The sequence below is a fragment of the Terrabacter terrigena genome (assembly GCF_042676085.1).
In the GTDB taxonomy this organism is placed as follows: domain Bacteria; phylum Actinomycetota; class Actinomycetes; order Actinomycetales; family Dermatophilaceae; genus Terrabacter; species Terrabacter terrigena.
In genome coordinates this window covers 18,169-39,763 of the sequence record NZ_JBHTKH010000017.1, presented here as the reverse complement: position 1 = coordinate 39,763, position 21,595 = coordinate 18,169, and the positions used below count along the sequence as shown (strand labels likewise).

Sequence of the window (21,595 nt, the reverse complement as noted above, 5' to 3'; positions counted from 1 at the left end):
CGGGACGTCACCCGGCAGCCATCGCGTGGTCAGGCGAGGCGTCCGAGGGCGTCCTCGATGCCGCGGTGGAGCGTCGGGTAGGCGTAGATCATCGCGCGCATCCGGTCGACCGGCACCTGCCCGTGCACCGCGACGGCCAGGGCGCCGAGGACCTCGCCTCCGGCCGGGCCCACCACCGTCGCACCCACGAGCACGCCGCGGTCGGCGTCGGCGACGACCTTGATCAGCCCGTCCGCCCTGGCGATCCAGCCGCGCGTGGTCTCGCCGAGAGGTGTGACGCCCACCTTCACGTTCGAGAGCTGGTCGCGTGCCTGTGCCTCCGTCAGTCCGACGGCCCCGACCTCGGGATCGGTGAACGTGACGCGCGGGAGGGCGGCATACTCCGCGGGAGGTCCGTCGTCGCCGAGGACGTCGCGGATGACGACGCCCGCCTGGTACATCGAGACGTGCGTGAACGCGCCCTTGCCGGTGATGTCGCCGACAGCCCAGACCCCGTCGGCGACGCGGCACCGGTCGTCGACGGCGGCGGTGCGCGAGTCCTTCGCGACCCCCACCCGGTCGAGACCCACGGCGGCTGGGTCGGCGTGTCGGCCGGCCGCCACCAGCAGCTGGTCCGACGACAGGCTCGAGCCGTCGGCGAGGGTCACGGTGAAGGTCGACCCGTCGTGCGTGACCCTGGTGGCGCCGACGCCCTCGCGGACGGTGACGCCGTCGGCCTCGAGCGCCTTGCGCAGCACGTCGGAGGCCGCGGGCTCCTCGTGGGCGAGGATGCGCTCGCCCGCCTCGACGATCGTGACCTCGACCCCGAAGCGGGCCACCGCCTGGCCGAGCTCGCAGCCGATGGCCCCTCCACCGAGGACGACGAGAGAGCCCGGCAGCTCCTTGGCCTCGATGATCTCGTGGTTGGTCCAGTAGGGCGTGCCGGCGAGCCCCTCGACCGGCGGGATCGCTGCCTTGGTGCCCGTGTTGACGACGATGCCCCGGGCGGCGGTGTAGGTCGTGCCGTCGACGTCGACCCGGCCGGGACCGGCGATGGTGCCCGTGCCGCGGACGAAGGACGCGCCCTTGCCCGTGAGCCGGTCGACGGCGACCCGGTCGTCCCAGTCGTCGGTGGCCTCGTCGCGGATGCGGGTGGCCACGGCCGACCAGTCGGGGGTGACCTCTCCGACCGTCCCCGCAAGGCCGTCGACCCGCCGGGCCTCGGCCAGCGCGTCGGCGGCCCGGATCATCATCTTCGACGGGATGCAGCCCCAGTAGGGACACTCTCCGCCGACGAGGCGGTTGTCGATGCCGAGCACGCGCTGGCCCCGTTCGGCCAGGGTGCCGGCGACGTGCTCGCCACCCGGGCCGAGCCCGATGACGATGACGTCGAACGTGTGGTCGGGGTCGGTGGCCATGCCACAGCCTTACCCGGTCGGGGCGCCGGGGGAAGGCCGAGGCCGTATGCCGGTCGGCGGACCACGCGACCGAGACGGGAGCGAACGGGGTCCTGGGCCACGACCACGCTGGCGACGACGAGCACCATCGCGAGGAGGTGGACGGGTCCGAAGTGCTCGTGGAGGAGCAGGACTCCGAGGAGGACGCCGACCACGGGGTTGACGAGGCCGATGATCGAGGCCGACGTCGGACCGAGGAGCGACAGGCCGCGGAACCACAGGACGTACGCGAGGCCGCTGCCGACCAGCCCGAGGTAGAGGAGCGCACCGACGGCGGGCAGGCCGAGCTGCGGGGGCGCGCCCTCGACGACGAGACCGACGGGCAGGAGTACGAGCCCGCCGGCGACGAGCTGCCACGAGGTGACGGTCACGACGTCGGCGGGCGGCGACCACTTCTTCGTCAGCACGAAGCCGAAAGAGGACAGCACGACCGCGAGCAGACCAGCCGCGAGCCCTAGAGGGTCGAGGGGTTTGTCGAGGCCGTTCTGCAGCACGAGCAGGCCGACACCGAAGAGCCCGACCAGGCCGGCTGCCAGGGAGATCCGCGCCGGACGGCTCCCGAGGACGAGCCGGGTGACGGCCATGGTGACCATCGGCGCCGTGGCGACGAGCGTCGCGCCGAGCCCGCTCGGCAGTCGGTAGGCGGCGACGAAGAGCAGAGCGTAGAAGAGCCCGATGTTGAGGGACCCGAGCACGAGCGAGCGCCACCACCAGTCGCGCCGCGGCAGGCGGCGCATCCACAGGAGCATGAGGAGCCCGACCGGGAGAGCCCGCACGGTGGCGGCGAAGAGCGGTCGGCCGGGTGGCAGCCACTGCTGCGTGACGGCATACGTGGAGCCCCAGATGGCGGCGGGCAGCGCGGTGAGGGCGATGGTGCCCCAGCTCGCTCGATTGTCTTCCATGGAAGATAAAATATCTTCCGGAGAAGATATATTCCACCCATGAGACCTGCCGTCCCGCGGACCGAGGACCACGCCCAGCACGTCGTCGACCAGTGGGCGGCCGTGCGACCCGAGCTCGACGCCAGCCCCGTCCTCGTCATCGGTCGGCTGCACCGGGTGGCGCTGGCGCTGACGACCGAGCTGGTGAAGGTCTACAACGCCCACGGTCTCGGCGAGGGCGACTTCGACGTGCTCGCGACCTTGAGGCGGACCGGTGAACCGTACGAGCTCACCCCGTCCGAGCTCATGGACCAGACGATGGTGACGTCGGGGGCCGTGACCAAGAGGCTCGACCGGCTCGAGGGCGCGGGGCTCGTCACGCGGCGGGTCTGCGACGGCGACCGCCGCAGCCGCATCGTCGTGCTCACCGACAAGGGTCGCGAGCTCATCGACCGGGCCGCGCCCGAGCACTTCGCGAACGAGGCCCGGCTGCTCGAGCCCCTCACCGACTCGGAGCGCGCGACCATGGCCCGGTTGCTCGCCAAGCTCGGCGCGCCGCTCGGGGTGTGACGCCCGCGGCCGCCCCAGATGCCCGTGTGGGCGCCTGCTGGACTCGGCCGCGCGGGGGCGGCAGGGCGGCATACGCTCCGGTGGCATGACGCTGACGTCGCTGGTGCTGCTCGCAGTGGCCGCGCTGCTCGTCGGCTTCGCCAAGACCGCCATCGGTGGCCTCGGAAGCGTCGCGGTCGCGATCTTCGCGTTCGTGCTGCCGACGCGCGAGTCGACCGCGGCGATCCTGCTGCTGCTCATCGTCGGCGACGTCGTCGCGGTCTGGCACTACCGCCGCGACGCGGACTGGCGACTGATCCGGCGGCTCGTGCCCGCCGTACTGCCCGGGCTCGCGCTGGGAGCTCTGTTCCTCGCGTGGGTCGACGACACCACGCTGCGACGCACCATCGGCGTGCTGCTGCTCGCACTCGCCGCCCTCCAGCTCGTGCTGACGCGACGCTCGACCGACACGTCACAGGTGGGTGGGTCGCGGGCCGCGGCGATCGGCACGGGCGCAGCGGCCGGCTTCGCGACGATGACGGCGAACGCCGCGGGCGCGGTGATGACGCTCTACCTCGTCGCGCAGGGAGTGGAGAAGCGGCGCTTCCTCGGCACGAGCGCCCTGTTCTTCTTCGGTGTCAACCTGTGCAAGCTCCCCTTCAGCGCCGGGCTCGGGCTCTTCGACGCCGACACGGCGAAGCGCACCGTCCTGCTCGTGCCGTTCGTGCTCGTCGGCACCTGGGTGGGCCTGCACACCGCGAGGCGCCTCAGCCAGAGCCGGTTCGACCAGGCCGTGCTGGTCGCGACCGTCGTCTCCGCCGTCGCCCTCGTCGTCCGCTGACCCGGATGTCGGGTCGATGTGTCACCGCGGCCCATGGCACGCGGCGATACATCGAACCGGGGTCGGCGCGATGTCAGACGGTGAAGGCGTCGCGGAACCGCTTGAGGGCGAGCTCGGGGTCGCCCGATGCCCAGGCCTCGAGTCCGATGGTGCCGCGGTAGCCCATCTCGGCGAGCGCGCGCGCGACGGCCGGGTAGGCGATCTCGCCGGTGCCGGGCTCGCAGCGTCCCGGAACGTCGGCGACCTGGATCTCGCCGATCCACGGCAACGCCCGCCGACACAGCTCGACGAGGTTCCCCTCGCCGATCTGGGCGTGGTAGAGGTCGAGCATCAGGCGCAGGTGGGGGCTGTCGACCGACTCGACGAGGGCGAGGCAGTCGGTGGCCCGTGCGAACGGCACGCCGGGGTGGTCGACCGCGGTGTTGAGGTTCTCGAGGACGAACTGCACGCCCTCGCGCTCCCCCAGCGCGGCGATGCGCGCGAGCGTGTCGCGCGCCGTCAGCCACATCTGCGCCGTGACCTCGTGCGCCGGCTGCACCGGGAGACCGTCACCGCCGAGCCCCGTGCCGTGCAGGTTGAGCCGGGGGGTGCCGAGCCGCTTGGCCACCGGCACCGACTCGGCTGCGGTCGCGAGCAGCTCGTCGGCGCCCTCACGGTCGGCGAGCCGGCCGCGGACGTAGCCGGTCATCGAGGAGTAGACGACTCCCTCGTCACGCAACGCGACCAGCGCGTCGATGTCGTGCTTCGTCCAGTCCCAGATCTCGACGGCGAAGCCGAGCTCGTGGATACGGCGCACTCGGTCGACGACGGGCAGGTCGACGAAGACCATCTCCGAGCTGACCGCGAGCGTGAAGGGGACCGTCTGAGACACAGGGGCGCTCATGCGACCACCGCGCGGTCGGCGTCGCGCACGGCGACGGTCGAGCCGGTCTCGCAGGCCTCGACGCAGGCGAGCGCGATCCGCAGCGCGGCGCGCGCGTCGTGGCCGCCGACGAGAGTCGGCCCGCCCGAGCGGACGGCGCGGCAGAACGCGGCGAGCTCGGCGGCATACGCGTCGTCCATGAGGTCGGTGTCCTGGCGCGCGGTGGGGGCAGCGACACCCTCACGCGTCCAGAGGGTCGTGGTCAGGTGAGCGGGGCTGCCGGCCTGGACCATGCCGGCCGACCCGAAGACCTCGCCGCGCACGTCGTAGCCGTACGCCGCGGAGAAGCTCGCCTCGGCGACGGCGATGGCGCCGTTGTCGTAGCGGATCGTCACGACCGCGGTGTCGAGCAGCCCTGCGTCCTTGAAGTCGGGCGCGACGAGCGCGTCGGCCATGACGCCGACCTCGACAGCCCGGGCACCGGCGTTGAACCAGTTGAGAGCGTCGAAGTCGTGGATGAGGGTCTGCGTGAAGATCGTCCACGGCGGCACGGCGCCCGGGTTGGCGAGGCCGGGGTCGCGGGTCAGCGAGCGCAACAGCTGTGGCCTGCCGATGCGGCCGGCCGCGACGGCCTCGTGGGCGACCGCGAAGTCACGGGCGAAGCGCCGGTTGAAGCCCACCTGCAGCGGTATGCCGGCTGCCTCGGCCGCGGCGATCGCGCGGTCGGCGTCGGCGAGGTTCATCGCCATCGGCTTCTCGACGAAGACGGCCTTGCCGGCCGTGGCCACGGCGACGACGAGGGCGGCGTGGGCGGTGCTCGCGCAGGTGATGGCGACGGCCTCGATGCGGTCGTCGTCGATGAGGGCCTGCGGGTCGGTGAGCCACTCCACGTCGAGGTCCTCGCCGAGGCGCCGGGCACTGGCCTCGAACGGGTCGGCGACGGCGACGAGCTCGGCCTCCGAGAGACGCCGGGAGAGGGTCGTGGCGTGGTGGGTGCCGATGCGACCGCAGCCGATGAGGCCGATGCGGACGGGGTCGTGCGCTGTCATGGGGAGCTCCTTCGGTTCGCGTGACTAGAGCGCTCTAGTAGACAAGTGAAGGGCCTGCACGGCTTCCTCGTCAAGAGGTCCGGCCGAGAAGCTGTGGAGCGCTCTAGACTCTCGACCCATGACCGGGACCCGAGTGACCATGGAGGACGTCGCCGCACGTGCCGGCGTCTCGCGCGCCCTCGTCTCGATCGTGTTCCGCGGTGTCGCCGGCGCCTCCGACGAGACGCGTGCGCGGGTGCTCGAGGCCGCGCGTGAGCTCGACTACCGGCCCGACACCCGGGCGAGCCGGCTCGGGCGCGGTCGCACCCGGATGCTCGGGGTCACGTTCGCCGTCGGGCACGCGTTCCACGGCGAGCTGCTCGGCAGCCTCTACACCGAGGCGGACGCGGCCGGCTACGAGGTCGTGCTCAGCGGGGTGACCCCCGACCGCGACGACCGGGCGGCCGTCGACACGCTGCTGGCGGAGCGGTGCGAGGGACTGGTCCTCGTCGGCAGCGGTCTCGGCAGTGCCGACCTGCGTCGACTCGGCGATCGGATGCCGGTGGTGAGCCTGCTGCGCCCGGTCCGCGTGGCGTCGGTCGATGTCGTTCGCACCGACGACGCGCTCGGTCTGCGGCTCGCCGTCGAGCACCTGCGCGGCCTCGGCCACCGGCGCATCGCGCTGCTCGACGGAGGCCGGGCGCCGGGCGCCGCCGAGCGGCGGCAGGGCTACCGTCGCGGGCTGCGGGCCGCCCCGGCAGCCGACGAGGTCGTGCTCGACGGCGGGCTGACCGAGCTCGACGGAGCGCGGGCCGCGAGGGCGTTCCTCGACCTCGGCCCCGACCACCCGACCGCAGTGGCGGCCTTCAACGACCGGTGCGCGCTGGGCTTCGTCGACGTCGTGAGGCAGGCCGGGCTGCGGGTGCCCGAGGACGTCTCGGTGGTCGGCTTCGACGACATCGAGCAGGCGGCGTACCCCCACGTCTCGCTGACGACCGTGCGCCAGGACGCGGCGCGGCTGGGCGCTGAAGCGGTCCGCGCCGTGACCGCGCGGCTCGACGGCGCGGTCTCTCGACCCGCCGGAGCCGTCATCGAGCCCGAGCTCGTCGTGCGCACCAGCACCACGACCCACGCGCGCGCTGGCAGGTCGGCGTGACCTGGCCTCACCGCGGCCCGGACGTGCGCGACCAGTGGACGACCGTGCGCGGCCGCGTGGTGCACTCCCTGACGATCGGCGGGACCGAGGGGACCGGCGAGACCTCCTCCGCCGGCGGCCCGCTGGTGGTCGTGGTGCCCGGCCTCGGCCTGCCGTCCTACACGCTGCCGACGGCCCGCGCCCTCGCCGCCAGGGGCCTCGACTGCGTCGTGCTCGACCTGCCGGGCTTCGGGTCCAGCCAGCCGCGGCCGACTCGCCCGAACATCCATGCCGCGGGCCTCATGGCCGCCCGCTGGGTCGAGGCCGAGGCGTCCGGACGACCCGTGGTCGTGGTCGGCCACTCGACGGGCGCGCAGGCGGCGCTCACGGCGGGACTGGCGCTGAGCGCGCACCGTCGTGGACTCGCCGTCGTGCTCGCCGGACCCACCTTCGCCCCGGAGCAGCGCCGGCTGCACCGTCTGGCGCGAGCGACGCCGTTCGCCTACCGTCACGACCCGCCGAGCGAGCTGAACCCTGCGGAGCTCTACCGGGGTCGCACCGGCGTCGTCGCGATGCTCCACTCGGGGCTGCGCGACGCACCGGAGAAGCGCATCGCACACCTGCCCGTGCCGGTCACGCTCACGGCGGGCGCCCACGACTCGTTCGCCCCGGTCGAGTGGCTCGACCTGCTCGCGCGTTCGGCCCGCAGCGCCCCGAGGGTGCGCACGTCGCTGCTGGACGGCTCGCACAACAATCTCTTCACCCACCCTGAGCAGGTGGGGGCCCTGGTTGCGCTCGCCGCCGAGGACGCGGCGTGCGGCGACGACGACCCGAGGTCGAGCACGTCAGGCGGGTGAGGACCGGCGGTAACCCACGCCTGGCGGCCAGCCGGCTGCCCTGGGGGGCTCTGCGTTGGTTCACCCCAGGACTCAGCGCCCACCTCGCACCAGCTCGTCCCCGGTTCGCCACGCATTCGCCGCAGCTGGGTCACCGGGTGACTCGAGGCAGAGGGGCTCCCCTGCCTCAGGCCACCGACCTCGGCACTGGCTCGGCACCCTTCGCGGCGCTGGTCACAGAGCGTCACCGGACCGACCGGCGTCGTCAGGCCGTCGGGGCGGGGTCGCGCCCCTGCCAGGTGCAGACGCACGCCTCGTTGCCCTCGGGGTCGGCGAGGATCCAGAAGGCGGGGGCGCGCGCGTCGGAGACCATGTGTCCACCCGCGGCGAGGGCGCGCTCGATGCGGCCCTGTGCCTCGTCGTGGGCGACGGTGACGTCGATGTGGATCCGGTTGCGCTGCGGCCGCGGCTCGTCCATCTGCTGGAACCACACGGCGGGTCCCATCCGGCGCCGGTCGCGCAGGTCGTCGCGGTCGACGACGTCCCAGCCGAGCACGGCATCCCAGAAGGGCCGCACGGCGTCGATGTCCATGGCATCGATGGCGATCTCGACGACCGTCAGGCTGCCCGGCTCGGAGGCGAGGCCCATCTCGGCGACGACCTCGTCGACGGCCCGGCCGAGTGCGATGTCGTCGTCGGTGACACCGTCACGCGACCCGGTGGACACGGCGAGGTGCACGACGTCGCCGCGCACGTCGATGTCGGGGTGTCGACCCCGCGAGGCGGCCAGCGAGCCGATGCGTGCGACGAGGTCGAACACGGTCGTGGCGTCTGGCGCGCGCACGGTCAGGTGCATCCGCTGCAGCAGGAAGCGCCACGTGGGCAGCGCGTCCGAAGCCGCCTGGCGCGAGAGCTTCTCCGACATGCCCCGACCGTAGCCCCGACCCACGACACCACGGCCGGATATGCCGGTGAGCCACGCCTGGGTCCCGGGCCGAGTGCTCAGCGCCTGACGGTCACCGAGCGATCGTCGAGCGACTCACTCAGGGACTGAGACGTCTGCGCCTCGTCGACCTGAACCGGCGGCGCGACCACGTCGTATTCGTCTCATCGACGTGGATCGCGCTTGCGCCGCACCCGGGGCTCGAGTGATCCGCGAAGGGAGGGACTCGGTTGCGAAGTGGGACGTTTCGGATGCACCTGAGGGCCTCGGTCCGAGGCGCCTCTTGTGCCGTCCACGGCCGCCTACGTTCCTGAGGGCGACTCGTGCGCGGCAACGGTTACCAGCCTGCACTGGACGGGGTCCGCGGTGTGGCAATTCTCCTGGTCCTGGGTCAGCACGCACCCACCAGGCCGCTGGTCGACGGGTTCGTCGGCGTGACCGTGTTCTTCTGCCTGTCGGGCTACCTCATCACCAGCCTGTTGGTCCGCGAGCTCCAGACAGGCACCATCGACGTCCGGGCGTTCTATCGTCGGCGTGCGGCGCGCCTCTACCCGGCATTGCTGACCGTCGCAGCGGCGACCATCGTGGTGCTGCTCGTCGGTCGGCGCGATCTGGGTGTCGGCCAGGTTCTCGCGCCCGCTGCTGCTGCCGCGACCTACACGACGAGCCTCTTCGACTGGGCTGGGCATCCCTTCGCCACGCAGGACTACTTCAACTACACGTGGACGCTCTCCGTCGAAGAACAGTTCTACGTGCTGTGGCCGTTCGCACTGCTCTGGGGCTATCGACGCAGTCCGCGACTCTTCGCCGCGCTCACCATGTCGCTCATCGGGATCACCTTGGTGCTCGACCTCGTGCTCGGCCTGAGTCAGGAGATCCTGTTCGACCAGCACCAGTACGTCGGGACGGACACGAATGCGCTGCCGATCCTGGTCGGCGCACTGCTCGCGATCGTCGTCCAAAACGACTGGGCGTCAAGGGTGACAGGGCATCTTGCGCGCTTCGCGATGTTGGCCGTTGCTCTCCTTCCTGTCCTGGCCCATCGCAACGACACCCATCGCACGTCGTTGGTGATCGTCGCGGGGACAGTGCTGACGCTGGTGATGCTGACGGGTGTCGTGACGCGGCCACGTTCGGCGATCGGAGTGCTGCTGTCGAGCGCGCCGATGCGGTGGCTCGGCGAGCGGGCGTACTCGATCTACCTCTGGAATGTCCTTGCGAGGATCGCGGTACTCAATCTGTTCGGACACTCGGTAGTCGGTGACATGGCCTGGGTCGCCCTGTTCGTCGTTCTGGCCGAGGCGAGCTTCAGGTTCGTCGAGCGCCCGCTGCGCGCCAGGTTTGCGCGAAGGCGCGGTGCGCTCCGCCGGCCGCTTCTCATCGTGCCCCGGGTTTCGTGAGGACTGTCCTGCTCCGCAGGCCTTCGACGAGCGACCTTTTTTCGACACGGCCGATGCCGGCTGGCCCGCCAGCAGCCGGCCATCAGTCAGCGGACGGGTCCGGGACTCGCGCTAGGGTGATGCCTTCGACGGCGAGGGAGCCCCGCATGACCGGAACCGAAACGCCACAGCACATCCCGGGCGTGGGCACCGTGTACCTGGCGGTGAGCGACCAGGATCGCGCGCTCGAGTTCTACCGTGACAAACTCGGCTTCGAGGTGCGCACGGACACCGACTTCGGTGAGGGCTTCCGCTGGGTCGAGGTAGCTCCCGTTGGTGCGTACACGGTGATCGCGCTCGTGTCGCCGACGGGCGCGGACGACCCGCAGCCCGGCGGCCCAGCACCGTTCGGCTTCGACACACCCGACCTCGAGGCCGCGATGGCCGAGTTCCGTTCGCGCGGTGTCGAGTTCGAGGACGTCAGGGTCGGCGGGGGGCCCGTGCCGCCGATGGCCTACTTCCGCGACCCCGACGGCAACCGCATCTTGCTCGTCGAGGAGACCGCGCGCTGACTGGCGCCGGTCAAGGCTTCCCGGCCACCGGGTCTGGACGCGACTGGACGACGCCGGAGCAGGTCATTCAGGTCTCGAGGGCGCGTTTGAGGTTCTGGACGAAGGCCTTGTTCCGACGCGGGACCATCAGGGCCATCATCGGCGTCATCGCGATCCTCAGCCCCGTGGGATGCATCTCGACCGAGCGGGTGAACTGCGCTCCGCCGTCCTGCGGGGTCACGGTGTAGGTGATCAGCGGGGTCAGGCCCGCCAGTGCGGCCCGGTAGACGATGCGCCGGCCGGGGTCGACCTCCAGTGCGGTGAAGGTGCCCTCGGTCTTGCCCATGAAGGGCTTGAACGTGAGCGGGTAGGTCTTGCCGGGGACGGGGACGGGATCGGTTCCCGGTGGGACGGAGGCGATGTCGTCGTGCCAGCTCGGCTCGTTGCGCAGGTCTGCGACGTACCGGAACACCTCCTCGGCGGACCGGGACAGCTGAACACTCTCTGAGGACTTGACCACGGCTCCTCCTTCGAATGTGGTTAAGGTACTAAACTATCGCCCCGTGAGAGATGCCGAGTCAAGCGGTTCCAGCGCGGGCGCCGAGCCGCAGTACCTCCTGCTCGAGCCCATGCGCGCCATCGAGCGCGCAGTCCATCACGCCATGCTGCGACGGCTCGCCGACGCCGGGTACCACGAGATCCGCGTGCCCCACATCGCGCTGCTGGCGCACATGACGACCGAGGGTCGAAGGCTTTCCGAGTTCGCCGAGCTGATGCAGGTGACCAAGTCGGCCGTGAGCCAGCTGGTCACCCAGCTCGAGCGAGCAGGGCTGCTGGAGCGAGCTGCCGACCCGACGGACGCCCGAGCCTCCCTGATCCGGGCCACCCCTCGCGCCGAGCGTGGATTCCGCGTCGCACGCGCACTGCTGGCGGACCTCGAGCGCGAGTGGGAACGCCTGCTCGGCACCGGCCACCTGAACGACCTGGCGCAGTCGCTGCGGCTTCTGGAGGACTGGACTCGCACCGGCGACCGCCTGGCACGGACGTCCGCGGTGACTGCGGCAGAGCCGACGTCGCCCACCTGAGCAGCCACGTCGCACATCACGTCCTGTCACGACATGGCGGCCGCGACGACCACAAGAGCCGTCTTCCTCAGCGGACGTAGATCGCGTCGCCCACCGCACGCTCACCCGCGGCGTCTGACGGGTGCGAGACCAGGCCACCTTCGACGACCATCGCCGTGGAGCCGCCGCCGTCGAGGTTCAGCGCGTCCACGAGGCCGAGGGACTTCGCCACGTCGGCGGTCTCCTGGATGGACAGACCCATCTCGCCGAGCTGGCGCCCGTCGACGGTCACGAGGACGGTCCGGCCCGAGGCGTCGACGCCCGCGAAGGTGCGCGGGTTGCGCTGGAGCACCCACCCGTACTGGAACGACGGGTCGCCCGGATGAACCATGCCGTCGGCAGCCTGCGTGACGTGGAAGGCGCCCCCCTGGAGCAGCTGGGGCCCGCCGTTGACGACCGACGTGCCGGGACGGGTCAGGGTGGCACCGCTCGCGGACCTGAGGGTCAGTGACAGCGGGAGGGCGGCTCCAACGCGGACACCGGCGAGCTCCCCGGCTCGGTCACCGGTCGCCTGGATCGAGCGCTCACCGTCGCGCAGGACGGTGCCTCGTGCGTCCGCGACGCGCACGACCCGTCCGGCCGAGTCGAGGATCACCTCGCGCCCGGCACCCCCCGGCGTGCGAGCGCCGAACTCGCGGTTGAACGCGACGAGCTCACCGCTGTCCGTGCATGTGACGTCGTGGAGCGGCTGGTCGGTCGGGGTGTCCCCGTGGCCGCCGCAGTTGCGGATCAGACCCGGGACGCGGTCGATCCCGTCGAGAGCGGCCTGACCGGCGCGCAGCCGGACCGTTCCCTCCCACACCGGGCGCGTCACGGCCGTGTGCGCTCCCCTCGGGTCGAGCACGAGCACCGGGCGGCGACCGACGGTCTCGGACAGGAGGCGTCCGTCGTAGACGCCGGCCCCGGCAGGATCTCCCTCCGCGCCCGCGGCGGGGTCGAAGACGAAGAAGCCGGCGTTGACTGCTGCGCTGGCCTTCTCGTACGCGGCGAGCCACGAGGTTCGTTCGCGCGTCTCGATGGAGGGCCCGTACGTGCCGCCGATCCCGCCGCGGAACTCCCGCGGGTCGATCGTCAGCACGTTGACCGACCAGTGACCGGCTGCGGCGGCGCCACCGTCCCAGCCGGCATACCAGCTACGGCCCGAGAAGCCCATGGCCCGCACCCGCGCGAGCTCGGCGTCCGCTGCGGCCTTGGACGGGAAGGTCGTCACGAGGCGTACGCGATAGCCGATGACTCCCGGTGCCACGTCGGCCGCCCGGGGCTGGGTGACCGGCTGGGTGGCAGCGTCCACGTCGTGCGCCGCGAGCGACCCGACGAGGGCGTCAGCGCTGGCGCGGTCCTGCACCGACCGGGGCGACGCGTCCGGGTCGGGGCTGCTCCGGGTCGAGGGGATGCCGAGCTCGACGACCCAGCGTACGGCCGGGTCCACGGAGCCCCGGTCGATGTGGGTCCACGTGACGCCCGGCCGGAGAGTCCGCGCGGTCCGTGTCTCCGAGAGGCCGGAAGGGCCGAGGGGCAGCGACTTGGCCGACGAGGCGGGGTCGGCGGTCGAAGCGCCCGACATGGCAGCGTCCGAAGCGGCGGCGGTAGCGGGAGCTGTGGAGGACTGCGCGACGAGAGCGCAAGCCAGCGCGAGCGCTGTAGCGCCCGATGCGAACAGTTTGTGGGACATGTCCCCAGGAGTACCGGGGCGGGCGACCACCGAGTTGAGCCACGGGCAAACGGCAGGCCAACGCTGCGAGGCCACCGGGTACGCCGTCACGCGCCCCTACGAGCGCTTTCCGCTCCTCGACCCCTGGAAGCCGACGACCTGGTGCGGCTTCGCGGGCCGCACGCGCGCGGGACCCTTGCCTCGCCCATGACGCCGGGCGACCCAGCGGGAGGCTCCGTCGACGGCTGCCGCCGCGGCGACGATCAGGGTCAGACCCGTGAGCGCGAGGTCTCCCTTGTTCTGGTCACGCAACCGCATAGCCCTACCTGCCCCGTCAGCCCCGCCCCAAACACGTCCAGGCCGGCCGCCCGGAGGCGCACGACGTCCAGCGCCCGCCCCGAGGCGATCCACGTGGTGACCGACCGCGGCGCGCAGAAACGGCGAGTCCCCCGACCGTCTGGTCGGGGGACTCGCTGAGGACCGGGGTCACCGATGCTCGGGGTGGGTCAGATGCCCTTGACCTTCTCGGCCTGGGGGCCCTTCGGACCCTGCGTCACCTCGAACTCGACCTTCTGGCCTTCCTGCAGCTCGCGGTAGCCGCCGCTCTCGATGGCCGAGTAGTGAACGAAGACATCGGCGCCGCCGCCGTCCTGCTCGATGAAGCCGAAGCCCTTTTCGCTGTTGAACCACTTCACGGTGCCTGTTGCCACTGGTGTTGCCTCTTCTTGTCAGCGAGGTCTCCCGAGTGGAGACCTCAGAATGCCGATGCGTCACAACCAAACGCACACGCGAAACCTTCGCGCGCCTACGCGTTGTGCCCAGTCCGAACTGGTGGACCGGGACGGCAGACGGGAATGACGCTAGCAGCCAGCGGGTCCTCTGCCCTGCCCGATCCAGAACCCAGCATCCCCAACATGCGCCGCCGTCATCCTCAGACGCACCTCAACCGCCGGCGAGACCCAGTCCGAAGGCTGTGGCCATCGAGGGAGCGGCGGCTGCCTCGCCGAGCGGCGGTGCGCCGAGGACCTCGCTGTAGAGCCGTGCGAGCGAGTAGTGGGTCAGGGGCGTCGTGACGACGGCGCCGTGCACGGATGGGTGGGCGACGGCGGTGAGGACGAGGTTGTCCTGGTGATGATCGTCCTCGTCGGCGGTAACCACGATCGCGAGATGCCCGGCGCGCCAGTCCGGACCGGCCAGGACAACCTCGATCTGGCTCCGGAGCCAGCGGTCCGCGACCGAGAGCTCGCAGTCGTGGGCGTCGTTGCACACGTCGGGGACGACCATGCCGGCGTTGGGTAGCCGGCCGTCGGCGGCATCCTTGCTCAGCTCACCGAACGGCACGTCGTACCGGGCGCAAGCGGTGCGCTCCCCCAGGTAGTAGGCCCACGGGTTGTGCTTCACGACGTACTGTCCGGAGCTCTCCGTCGCGCAGTTGCCGGGCATTCCCTCGGCATACAGCTTCGCCGTCCTGCCCAGCGACAGAGCCTGGCCGAACACGGACGGCTCGTCGGTCGCGTGACTGGCGGGCGGGGCATCATCGGCGACGTCGAAGGTGCTGCCTCCCGTCATCGCCAGGTAGTTGGGCAGTGACGGATGAGCCACCGCCCGGTAGCTCGTCGCGACAGCGAACTCCTTGCCCAGCGCTGCCGTGTAGGGCATGGCTTCACGCATCTGGTTCAGCGAGTGGTTCTCGACGACGAACACCAGCAGCTTGGTCACCTGCGCCGGGTGCACCCTGGCGAAGGTGACGGGCGCGGAGGGCTCTCCGGCTCCGCAGCCGCCGAGCGCCACTGCGGTGGCGATCACCAACCCGAGCACCTTGTTCGACACGCGCCCTCCACGGTCTGAAGCAGCCTGCCGGCGACAGTACCTCGGGGTGTGTCACTGCGGGCCGGGAAGAGCGAGAGTGCAGCCGGAGCTGCGTTGCGCCTGCGAACCTCTCTGCACCTGTTGCACGTCGCGCAGCTGCCGGGCTTCCATGGTGGGTATGCGCGTCCGGCTCGTCCGCAGCCCGCGGTGGGCTGCCGCTGCAACGTGCTTCGTCGTGCTCTCCCTCGGCTGCCTCGCCGGCTGCGACGCCGGTCCCGCGGCGAGCGACCCGACCAGCAGCAGCCGGCCCACGACCGGCGGGGCCGGGACGGCGGTTCGCGTGCTGCAGATGAACCTCTGCAACAGCGGGCGCGCTGACTGCTACTCCAGCGGTCGTGCGGTCAGCCTGGCTCTCGCACTGATCCACGAGCACCGGCCGCAGATGGTGAGCCTCAACGAGGTGTGCCGCGACGACCTGGGCGTGCTCGGGCACGCGATGTCGTCCGCCTTTCCCGCGACGACGGTGGCGTCGGCGTTCACGGCCGCCCAGGACCGCCCGACCCAGGCACCGGTCCGCTGTCAGAACGGCCAGGAGTTCGGCGACGGCGTCCTGGTGGTGGTCTCCCCGCCGGCAGTCGCCTCCCGCAGCTACAGCGGCGTCTACCCGGTCCAGGACCACGGCGACCCCGAGGGACGCGTCTGGGTCTGCATCGACCTGGCCACACGGTTCGCTGCCTGCACGACGCACACCACGAGCGCCAGCACGACGACAGCACTGGACCAGTGCCGGTACCTGCTGAGCTCGGTCGTGCCTGGCATCAGCCGCCGCAACGATGGAGCCCCCATCATCCTCGGCGCAGATCTCAACCTCTCGGCTCACGGTTCACCCAGCCCGGACTCATGCCTGCCCAGCGGCTACCAGCGCGCCGACGACGACAGGCTCCAGGACGTGGTGGTGAGCCCGGGGGTCGCGGTTCGGTCGCACTCCGTCATCGACATGCAGGGCACCACTGACCACCCCGGCCTGCTGGTCGACGTCGTGCTTGCCCGCCACTGAGAGCGGCCTGATCCGGAAGGACCTGCGGCTGTCGCCCGAACTTTCATGTGAACCATCATTGACACGAAGCCTGTATTCCATGTCAACTGGCATGAACATGGATACGAAGCGCAAGTACACGATGGGCGCCAGAGCCGAGGCCGTCGAGGAGACCGGGCGACGGGTCGTCCACGCCCTCGTCAGCCTGGCCGGCGAGCGGCCCTTCGCCGAGATCTCGCTCCACGACATCGCGGCGGGCGCCGGGGTGAGCGTGCAGACGGTGCTACGCAGGTTCGGGAGCCGTGACGCCTTGTTCGCGGTCGCGATGGAAACCGCGATGTCCACCGTCGAGGAGGAGCGTCGTACGCCGTCCGGTGACGCGGGAGCGGCCGTCCGAACCGTGGTGGACCACTACGAGCAGCGCGGTCGCGCCTCGTTGCTGCTCCTGGCGCAGGAAGGACACGACCAGGTCGCGCAGAAGGCAGCGCAGCTGGGCAAGGAGATGCACCGTCGCTGGGTGCGCGACGCCTTCTCCCCCGCCACGGACGACGAGGTCGTTCTCGACCTGCTCGTCGTGGCAACCGATGTGTACACGTGGAAGCTGCTGCGACTCGACCGCGGCCATGACCGGGCGCTGACGGAACGACGTATGCGCGTCCTGGTCGGCGCCGTCGTGGCCTCCGGCGCGGCACCACTGGACAACGAGCACGCTTCACAGGGAGGCAAGCGGCGACGATGAGCGAGATCCTGGTCGTCACGTGGGACGGCGGCGGCAATGTCCCGCCCGCCCTGGGCATCTCCGCGGAGCTGCAGGCCCGCGGACATCACGTTCGGTTCCTGGGCCATCGCGGTCAGGCCGCCGCGTTCGCCGAGGCGGGAGTGCCGTTCGAGGCGTTCAGCCGCGCCAGGCGGTTCAGCTCGGACGAGCCGTCCGGGACCTCGACCCTCATGGGCGTGTTCGCCGACCGCAAGATGGGCCAGGACGTCGTGGACTCGCTGGCCAGGCAGCCCGCCGATGTCGTGCTGGTCGACTGCCTGCTGTTCGGCGTCATGGACGCGCTGCGGCGCTCGGGCCGGGAGTATGCCGTACTGGAACACTCCTTCGACGGCTACTTCCGCCGCGCGGCGCACGGCCCGCTGGGACTGTTGCTGCGGCTCCGCGGTTGTCGGCCGCTCTCCCTCCTGGACGCGGGGCACCCGGTGCTCGCCGCCACTCTCGACGAGCTCGACGCGGGCGCCGGCCCTGTGGAACACACCGGTCCCGTCCTCGCCGACCCGCCAAGCGGCGCCACCCCGCCGCCGGCCGCGCCAGCCGTGCTGCTGAGCCTGAGCACCTTCGCCTTCCGCAGCCTCGTCCCCACCTGGCAGCGGGTGCTGGACGCGGTGGACGGACTACCGGCGAGGGTCGTGGCGACCACCGGCCCTGCCGTCGACCCGGCCCTGTTACGCATACCTGCGAAGGTGGAGCACCATCGGTGGCTTCCCCACGCGGACGTGCTGCCCGAAGTCTCGCTGGTCGTTGGGCACGGCGGGCACGCGACGACGATGGCCGCGCTGGCCCACGACCGGCCTCTGGTGATACTCCCGCTGGATCCGAAGACCGACCAGCCCTTCGTGGGTCGAGCCGTCCGCGCCGCAGGCGCCGGACGCACCCTCAGCCGCCGTTCATCGGCGGTGGACATCCGCAGGGCCATCGAGGACCTGCTCGGGGAAGGCCCGCACCGGCAGGCAGCAGCCCGCCTCGGCGCGAAGATCCGGGCCACCCCGGGCGCCGCGCTCGCCGCTGACCGGATCGAGGCGCTTCCCAGCGCTCGACCCACCGGTTGACGCATGGCGAGCCCGGCGGTGACGGGTCGGCGTTCACCCTCTCGACGACACACGGCCGCCGCTAGACTTCGACTCCTCGGCGGCGTCCGACTGGGCGCAGGGACGACGTAGGAGCGCCATGCTGTTCCACATCACGCAATCGCACGCCCCGGCGGACTGCCCGTACGGCGCGGGCGGCTCCCGCTCGCTGTTCGACGGCGACCATCCGAACGTGACCATCCGCGGCTACTGGCTGGCGTTTCCCCAGCACACGACGTACCTCGTGGTCGAGACCGACGACATCGCGCACCTGCAGGCGTTCCTCAGGCCGGGCGCCGCCGTGACGACCTGCCAGATCACGCCCGTGAGTGATCGGCCTGTGGCCGCCCCCGGGTGACCGCCCGCATCCGGTCGGGCGCCGGGGTCGAACGACCGGCTCAGGGCACCGGGAAGTCCGGCGGCGGACCCTCTCCGGTGGCCCCGTCGACCTGCTCCCGAAGAAGGTCGGCGTGCCCCGTGTGGCGGGCGTACTCCTCGACCAGGTCCACCATCAACCGGCGCAGGTTCATTCCGTCGGCGGTGGTCTGCTCGAGGCCGCCGCTGGTCAGCGCGTCGTCGAGTGCGGCGCGGGAGCGACGGACCGACTCGACCCACAGGGCACGCAGCGCGTCCGGTGTGTCGTCGGCTGCCGTCCTCCACGCCCAGTCATCCCAGTCCCGCTCGGCGTCGAGCTGGTCGAACGGCGCCATCGACTGGCGTCCGGCGAGCCTGTCCTGGAAGTAGAGCTCCTCGACCCACGCGAGGTGCTTGAGCAGACCTCCCAGCGTCACCGAGGAGGGGCCGAGCCGGAGCCGCAGTCCGTCGGCATCCACACCAGCGCACTTCCACGCGAACGTCCGCCGGTTGCGTTCGAGGGTGATCACGGCCGCGTCGATCTCGTCGCCGCGCAGGAAGCGCTCGAGGTCCCACTCCGGTGGCTGGCCGGAGGTGAAGCCGAAGCTGTTCGACATGCACGTCCCCCTAGGAGGCGTGCCGGTGGGCGCGCACGGTCGATCAGCTCGTTCCGTCGAGCATCGTCGTGCGCGACGGGCGCCACGGCTCGTGCTCGTGCGAGAGCCAGACCTCCTCGGGGGCCAGTGCCCGGATCAACCGCTGGCCTTCGGTGCGCGGGTTGTCGAGCTCGTCGAAGAAGACGGCGGTGTCACCGGCGATGACGACTGGTCTGTCGCCCGACTCGACGACCACGACCTGCGAGCCTCGCGTGTGGCCGGGCGTCGACACGAGCCGGATGCCCGGCAGCAGCTCGAGCGTGCCGTCGACGGGCACGTACTGCACTCCAGGCGACTCGACCCATTCGCGGATCGTGTAGTCCGGCTGGGTGCGCGCATCGTCCAGCTCGACCCGCTGGACGTAGACCGGCCTGCCGGCGAAGAGGTGGTTGCCGCCGCAGTGGTCGAAGTGCAGGTGCGTGTTGACGACGATGTCGATGGCGTCCAGGTCGAAACCGGCCTGCTCGCTCAGGGGGATGAGGCGAGGGTCCATGTCGTCGACAGCCGGGTGCAGCTGCGTCATGCCGGTGTCGACCAGCACCCGCGCGTCGGGATGCTCGATGACGTGGACGTAGACCGGCATGCGTTCGCCCTCGGCGAGCAGCTCTGCGACGAGCACCGGCGTGACGGTGGCGACCTCGCTTCGCGGTCCCCCGCCCTTCTCAGTTCGTGAATCACCCATGGTGGCAGTCTGGGGCAGACCGGCCGGCCGGCGGTGACTTCGCGCGTGACTGGAAGTGGCGTCAAGCATCACCCGAGGATGCTCCAGGTGCCGGGGGGTCCTCGACCTCGAGGAGCCTCTTGAGCGCTTGGAGGTCCTTCAGGTTGGCCCGTCGCATGGCTCGGGCCATCATCGGGGCCGCGAGCTGGCCGAAGCCCGACGGCTCGCCCTCGTTGCGCAGGGTCATCCTCGTTCCGCCGTCCGCGGTGTCGGCCCAGGTGTACGTCGTCTCCATCGGGAACGGGCTTTCGGCGGTGCTCATGACGAACCGCTCGGCGTCCACCAGCTCACGCACCTCGTAGGTGTACGCGATGCGCCGACCCAGGAAGTGCGCGACGAAGGCGATGCGCGACCCCACGACGGCCGGCGGGGGCGTCTCCCAGCTGACCGAGCTGATGTTCACGTACCAGCGCGGAGCGTTCTCGGGGTCGGACGCGAAGGCCGCGACCCGACGACGGGGAGCAGCGATCTCGATGGAGGTCTCCACATCGACTGCCACCGTTCAACCCTACGCGCGCCGTATGCGTGTGGCCGGCACCGCAGGCCGGCGCCGGACGCCGCTAGCGCACACGAGGGCCGGAAAGCGACGGCATACGACTGGGTATGGGTGAGGCAGAAACACCGCCGGCCAAGCCCGCGGTCACAGCGCGACGGCCGGAGACCTCGGGCACGCGACACACGCGTAGGGCAACGGCTCGAGGTCCGGCCGTCGGCCAGTCGCGGGGCCCTCGCGACGCGCCTCCCGCTCGGCACGCCTACGCTGCTGCCCTCGACCGAGCCATGAGGAGAACCGTGCTGGCCAAGTTTCCCGGACACTGCATCCGCTGCCAGGAGCCGATCCGAGCAGGGGACGAGATCGTCGGTGACCGCGGCAGAGCCAGCGCGTGGGTGCACGCGGCCTGTGGCACCGAGCTCGCGCTCCCGGGCCTGACGACGCAGCCGGCGACGTCCGGGACGCCGCGTGCGAAGTCGGCAACCAAGGCGCGAGCGCCCAAGGCGCCGATGGCTGCGCCCGACGGCGCGACGTTCGTCTACACCGACGGCGCCTGCTCGGGAAACCCGGGCCCGGGCGGATGGGCCTGGGCCATCGACCGCGACCGCTTCGCGTCCGGGTCGGAACGCCCGAGCACGAACCAGCGCATGGAGTTCCGCGCAGCCCTCGAGGCCGTCACCGCGATCAGTGGGCCACTCGTCGTGGTGAGCGACTCGACATACGTCGTCAACTGCTTCCGCGACAGGTGGTGGGACGGCTGGCTCAAGCGCGACTGGACCAACTCACAGAAGAAGCCGGTCGCCAACCGCGACCTGTGGGAGCCACTCGTGCGGGCGGTCACGGAACGCGGCGACGTCGCCTTCCACTGGGTCAAGGGGCACTCCGGCAACGAGATGAACGACCTCGTCGACCAGCTCGCCGTGGCGGCCAGCCTCACCCGGGACTGAGCGGCGCCGGCAGCGAGCTGACCTGAACGCATCACGCTGACTCGGTAGCGTGCGATGCATGCCCATCAAACTCGAGAACGTCGGGATCGCCGTCCGCGACCTCGAAGCGACGATCGCCTTCTTCACGGACCTGGGGCTCACGGTGCTGGGCCGGGACACGGTCAGTGGCGAATGGACTGACACGGCGGTCGGCCTCGACGGCAACCACGCCAGGATCGCCATGCTGCAGACCCCCGACGGCAACGGCCGCCTCGAGCTGTTCGAGTACATCCACCCCGACGCGATCGAGACCGAACCCACCCTGCCCAACGAGATCGGCATGCACCGCGTGGCCTTCTCGGTCGACGACATCGACGAGGCCCTCGAGATCGCCGCGAAGCACGGCTGTCACCCGCTGCGCGGAGTGGCCACGTACGAGGACGTCTACAAGCTCACCTATGTCCGCGGCCCGAGCGGGATCCTCGTCATGCTCGCCGAAGAGCTGCAGAAGAGCTGACCTGACCGGCCGGCCACCGACG

The 21,595-nt window shown here is 71.2% G+C and carries 25 protein-coding genes and 1 pseudogene; 13 read left to right on the top strand and 13 right to left on the bottom strand.

The features are described 5' to 3' along the window. Positions 1-29: 29 nt before the first annotated feature. Together ACFQ2V_RS18465 and ACFQ2V_RS18460 are read right to left on the bottom strand one after the other, a co-directional pair. On the bottom strand, positions 30-1,397 hold the full coding sequence (locus tag ACFQ2V_RS18465; protein ID WP_386054356.1) for a dihydrolipoyl dehydrogenase family protein: 1,368 nt from the start codon (positions 1,395-1,397) through the stop codon (positions 30-32). Positions 1,398-1,507: 110 nt separating this feature from the next. Continuing rightward, positions 1,508-2,338, bottom strand: a pseudogene (locus ACFQ2V_RS18460) (EamA family transporter); the annotation flags it as partial. A 39-nt stretch (positions 2,339-2,377) separates the two neighbouring features. On the opposite strand from ACFQ2V_RS18460, the gene ACFQ2V_RS18455 reads away from it, so the two are divergent. Further along, a complete protein-coding gene (locus tag ACFQ2V_RS18455; RefSeq protein WP_386054355.1) occupies positions 2,378-2,887 on the top strand; it encodes a MarR family winged helix-turn-helix transcriptional regulator in 510 nt (169 codons plus the stop codon). 85 nt (positions 2,888-2,972) lie between these two features. Continuing rightward, complete coding sequence (locus ACFQ2V_RS18450; protein ID WP_386054354.1) at positions 2,973-3,707, top strand: sulfite exporter TauE/SafE family protein; 735 nt, start codon at positions 2,973-2,975, stop codon at positions 3,705-3,707. Between the two features lie 73 nt (positions 3,708-3,780). On the opposite strand, the gene ACFQ2V_RS18445 is transcribed toward ACFQ2V_RS18450, so the two are convergent. Both ACFQ2V_RS18445 and ACFQ2V_RS18440 read right to left on the bottom strand, forming a co-directional pair. Further along, on the bottom strand, positions 3,781-4,536 hold the full coding sequence (locus tag ACFQ2V_RS18445; RefSeq protein WP_386054417.1) for a TIM barrel protein: 756 nt from the start codon (positions 4,534-4,536) through the stop codon (positions 3,781-3,783). A gap of 50 nt (positions 4,537-4,586) precedes the next feature. After that, the gene (locus tag ACFQ2V_RS18440; protein WP_386054353.1) at positions 4,587-5,618 is read right to left on the bottom strand and encodes a Gfo/Idh/MocA family oxidoreductase; all 1,032 of its coding nucleotides are present in this window, start codon (positions 5,616-5,618) and stop codon (positions 4,587-4,589) included. Positions 5,619-5,736: 118 nt separating this feature from the next. Between ACFQ2V_RS18440 and ACFQ2V_RS18435 the strand changes: the two genes are divergently transcribed. Together ACFQ2V_RS18435 and ACFQ2V_RS18430 are read left to right on the top strand one after the other, a co-directional pair. After that, positions 5,737-6,753 (top strand): LacI family DNA-binding transcriptional regulator, encoded by a 1,017-nt coding sequence (locus ACFQ2V_RS18435; protein ID WP_386054352.1) that lies wholly within the window; start codon positions 5,737-5,739, stop codon positions 6,751-6,753. After that, the gene (locus ACFQ2V_RS18430) at positions 6,750-7,589 is read left to right on the top strand and encodes an alpha/beta fold hydrolase (protein ID WP_386054351.1); all 840 of its coding nucleotides are present in this window, start codon (positions 6,750-6,752) and stop codon (positions 7,587-7,589) included. Before ACFQ2V_RS18435 ends, ACFQ2V_RS18430 begins: the two co-directional genes overlap by 4 nt. Before the next feature lie 244 nt (positions 7,590-7,833). Here the strand turns inward: ACFQ2V_RS18430 and ACFQ2V_RS18425 are convergent, their stop codons facing one another. Next, a complete protein-coding gene (locus tag ACFQ2V_RS18425) occupies positions 7,834-8,493 on the bottom strand; it encodes a VOC family protein (RefSeq protein ID WP_386054350.1) in 660 nt (219 codons plus the stop codon). A 341-nt stretch (positions 8,494-8,834) separates the two neighbouring features. Here ACFQ2V_RS18425 and ACFQ2V_RS18420 point away from each other — a divergent pair, with 341 nt between their 5' ends. Then, positions 8,835-9,911: an acyltransferase family protein gene (locus tag ACFQ2V_RS18420; protein ID WP_386054349.1), complete on the top strand. Its 1,077-nt coding sequence runs from the start codon at positions 8,835-8,837 to the stop codon at positions 9,909-9,911. A 146-nt stretch (positions 9,912-10,057) separates the two neighbouring features. Continuing rightward, a complete protein-coding gene (locus tag ACFQ2V_RS18415) occupies positions 10,058-10,462 on the top strand; it encodes a VOC family protein (protein ID WP_386054348.1) in 405 nt (134 codons plus the stop codon). Between the two features lie 67 nt (positions 10,463-10,529). On the opposite strand, the gene ACFQ2V_RS18410 is transcribed toward ACFQ2V_RS18415, so the two are convergent. Next, positions 10,530-10,961: an SRPBCC family protein gene (locus ACFQ2V_RS18410; protein WP_386054347.1), complete on the bottom strand. Its 432-nt coding sequence runs from the start codon at positions 10,959-10,961 to the stop codon at positions 10,530-10,532. Between the two features lie 43 nt (positions 10,962-11,004). Here ACFQ2V_RS18410 and ACFQ2V_RS18405 point away from each other — a divergent pair, with 43 nt between their 5' ends. Continuing rightward, positions 11,005-11,526 (top strand): MarR family winged helix-turn-helix transcriptional regulator, encoded by a 522-nt coding sequence (locus ACFQ2V_RS18405; protein ID WP_386054346.1) that lies wholly within the window; start codon positions 11,005-11,007, stop codon positions 11,524-11,526. Positions 11,527-11,593: 67 nt separating this feature from the next. Here ACFQ2V_RS18405 and ACFQ2V_RS18400 read toward each other — a convergent pair whose 3' ends face one another. The 4 genes from ACFQ2V_RS18400 to ACFQ2V_RS18385 all read right to left on the bottom strand — a co-directional run bounded on the left by ACFQ2V_RS18400 (position 11,594) and on the right by ACFQ2V_RS18385 (position 15,046). Then, a complete protein-coding gene (locus tag ACFQ2V_RS18400; RefSeq protein WP_386054345.1) occupies positions 11,594-13,129 on the bottom strand; it encodes a phosphodiester glycosidase family protein in 1,536 nt (511 codons plus the stop codon). A 204-nt stretch (positions 13,130-13,333) separates the two neighbouring features. Next, positions 13,334-13,534, bottom strand: coding sequence for a hypothetical protein (locus tag ACFQ2V_RS18395; protein ID WP_386054344.1), 201 nt, complete (start codon positions 13,532-13,534; stop codon positions 13,334-13,336). Positions 13,535-13,722: 188 nt separating this feature from the next. Continuing rightward, positions 13,723-13,926, bottom strand: a complete 204-nt coding sequence (locus tag ACFQ2V_RS18390; protein ID WP_142180378.1) for a cold-shock protein — start codon at positions 13,924-13,926, stop codon at positions 13,723-13,725. Positions 13,927-14,158: 232 nt separating this feature from the next. Continuing rightward, entirely contained in the window at positions 14,159-15,046 is an 888-nt protein-coding gene (locus tag ACFQ2V_RS18385; protein WP_386054343.1) for an alkaline phosphatase family protein, read from the bottom strand. A 157-nt stretch (positions 15,047-15,203) separates the two neighbouring features. Here ACFQ2V_RS18385 and ACFQ2V_RS18380 point away from each other — a divergent pair, with 157 nt between their 5' ends. The 4 genes from ACFQ2V_RS18380 to ACFQ2V_RS18365 all read left to right on the top strand — a co-directional run bounded on the left by ACFQ2V_RS18380 (position 15,204) and on the right by ACFQ2V_RS18365 (position 18,264). Next, complete coding sequence (locus ACFQ2V_RS18380; protein WP_386054342.1) at positions 15,204-16,082, top strand: endonuclease/exonuclease/phosphatase family protein; 879 nt, start codon at positions 15,204-15,206, stop codon at positions 16,080-16,082. 79 nt (positions 16,083-16,161) lie between these two features. Then, positions 16,162-16,800, top strand: coding sequence for a TetR/AcrR family transcriptional regulator (locus ACFQ2V_RS18375; protein WP_386054341.1), 639 nt, complete (start codon positions 16,162-16,164; stop codon positions 16,798-16,800). Then, positions 16,797-17,888, top strand: coding sequence for a glycosyltransferase (locus ACFQ2V_RS18370; protein ID WP_386054340.1), 1,092 nt, complete (start codon positions 16,797-16,799; stop codon positions 17,886-17,888). Before ACFQ2V_RS18375 ends, ACFQ2V_RS18370 begins: the two co-directional genes overlap by 4 nt. 118 nt (positions 17,889-18,006) lie before the next feature. After that, positions 18,007-18,264, top strand: a complete 258-nt coding sequence (locus ACFQ2V_RS18365) for a DUF3303 domain-containing protein (RefSeq protein WP_386054339.1) — start codon at positions 18,007-18,009, stop codon at positions 18,262-18,264. A gap of 40 nt (positions 18,265-18,304) precedes the next feature. Here ACFQ2V_RS18365 and ACFQ2V_RS18360 read toward each other — a convergent pair whose 3' ends face one another. From ACFQ2V_RS18360 to ACFQ2V_RS18350, 3 genes are all read right to left on the bottom strand, one after another. Beyond that, on the bottom strand, positions 18,305-18,877 hold the full coding sequence (locus ACFQ2V_RS18360; RefSeq protein WP_386054338.1) for a mycothiol transferase: 573 nt from the start codon (positions 18,875-18,877) through the stop codon (positions 18,305-18,307). A 43-nt stretch (positions 18,878-18,920) separates the two neighbouring features. After that, entirely contained in the window at positions 18,921-19,598 is a 678-nt protein-coding gene (locus ACFQ2V_RS18355; RefSeq protein ID WP_386054337.1) for an N-acyl homoserine lactonase family protein, read from the bottom strand. A gap of 61 nt (positions 19,599-19,659) precedes the next feature. Then, positions 19,660-20,136: an SRPBCC family protein gene (locus ACFQ2V_RS18350; RefSeq protein WP_386054336.1), complete on the bottom strand. Its 477-nt coding sequence runs from the start codon at positions 20,134-20,136 to the stop codon at positions 19,660-19,662. A gap of 281 nt (positions 20,137-20,417) precedes the next feature. On the opposite strand from ACFQ2V_RS18350, the gene ACFQ2V_RS18345 reads away from it, so the two are divergent. Together ACFQ2V_RS18345 and ACFQ2V_RS18340 are read left to right on the top strand one after the other, a co-directional pair. Beyond that, on the top strand, positions 20,418-21,077 hold the full coding sequence (locus tag ACFQ2V_RS18345; protein ID WP_386054335.1) for a ribonuclease H family protein: 660 nt from the start codon (positions 20,418-20,420) through the stop codon (positions 21,075-21,077). 58 nt (positions 21,078-21,135) lie between these two features. Continuing rightward, on the top strand, positions 21,136-21,573 hold the full coding sequence (locus tag ACFQ2V_RS18340) for a VOC family protein (RefSeq protein ID WP_386054334.1): 438 nt from the start codon (positions 21,136-21,138) through the stop codon (positions 21,571-21,573). Positions 21,574-21,595: the final 22 nt, after the last annotated feature.

Coding starts and splice junctions, on each gene's coding strand:
- ACFQ2V_RS18415 (WP_386054348.1), top strand. CDS start 10,058: ATGACCGGAACCGAAACGCCACAGCACATCCCGGGCGTGGGCACCGTG.
- ACFQ2V_RS18435 (WP_386054352.1), top strand. CDS start 5,737: ATGACCGGGACCCGAGTGACCATGGAGGACGTCGCCGCACGTGCCGGC.
- ACFQ2V_RS18340 (WP_386054334.1), top strand. CDS start 21,136: ATGCCCATCAAACTCGAGAACGTCGGGATCGCCGTCCGCGACCTCGAA.
- ACFQ2V_RS18465 (WP_386054356.1), bottom strand. CDS start 1,397: ATGGCCACCGACCCCGACCACACGTTCGACGTCATCGTCATCGGGCTC.
- ACFQ2V_RS18425 (WP_386054350.1), bottom strand. CDS start 8,493: ATGTCGGAGAAGCTCTCGCGCCAGGCGGCTTCGGACGCGCTGCCCACG.
- ACFQ2V_RS18455 (WP_386054355.1), top strand. CDS start 2,378: ATGAGACCTGCCGTCCCGCGGACCGAGGACCACGCCCAGCACGTCGTC.
- ACFQ2V_RS18345 (WP_386054335.1), top strand. CDS start 20,418: ATGAGGAGAACCGTGCTGGCCAAGTTTCCCGGACACTGCATCCGCTGC.
- ACFQ2V_RS18395 (WP_386054344.1), bottom strand. CDS start 13,534: ATGCGGTTGCGTGACCAGAACAAGGGAGACCTCGCGCTCACGGGTCTG.
- ACFQ2V_RS18355 (WP_386054337.1), bottom strand. CDS start 19,598: ATGGGTGATTCACGAACTGAGAAGGGCGGGGGACCGCGAAGCGAGGTC.
- ACFQ2V_RS18445 (WP_386054417.1), bottom strand. CDS start 4,536: ATGGTCTTCGTCGACCTGCCCGTCGTCGACCGAGTGCGCCGTATCCAC.
- ACFQ2V_RS18440 (WP_386054353.1), bottom strand. CDS start 5,618: ATGACAGCGCACGACCCCGTCCGCATCGGCCTCATCGGCTGCGGTCGC.
- ACFQ2V_RS18365 (WP_386054339.1), top strand. CDS start 18,007: ATGCTGTTCCACATCACGCAATCGCACGCCCCGGCGGACTGCCCGTAC.
- ACFQ2V_RS18450 (WP_386054354.1), top strand. CDS start 2,973: ATGACGCTGACGTCGCTGGTGCTGCTCGCAGTGGCCGCGCTGCTCGTC.
- ACFQ2V_RS18360 (WP_386054338.1), bottom strand. CDS start 18,877: ATGTCGAACAGCTTCGGCTTCACCTCCGGCCAGCCACCGGAGTGGGAC.
- ACFQ2V_RS18400 (WP_386054345.1), bottom strand. CDS start 13,129: ATGTCGGGCGCTTCGACCGCCGACCCCGCCTCGTCGGCCAAGTCGCTG.
- ACFQ2V_RS18380 (WP_386054342.1), top strand. CDS start 15,204: ATGCGCGTCCGGCTCGTCCGCAGCCCGCGGTGGGCTGCCGCTGCAACG.
- ACFQ2V_RS18370 (WP_386054340.1), top strand. CDS start 16,797: ATGAGCGAGATCCTGGTCGTCACGTGGGACGGCGGCGGCAATGTCCCG.
- ACFQ2V_RS18375 (WP_386054341.1), top strand. CDS start 16,162: ATGTCAACTGGCATGAACATGGATACGAAGCGCAAGTACACGATGGGC.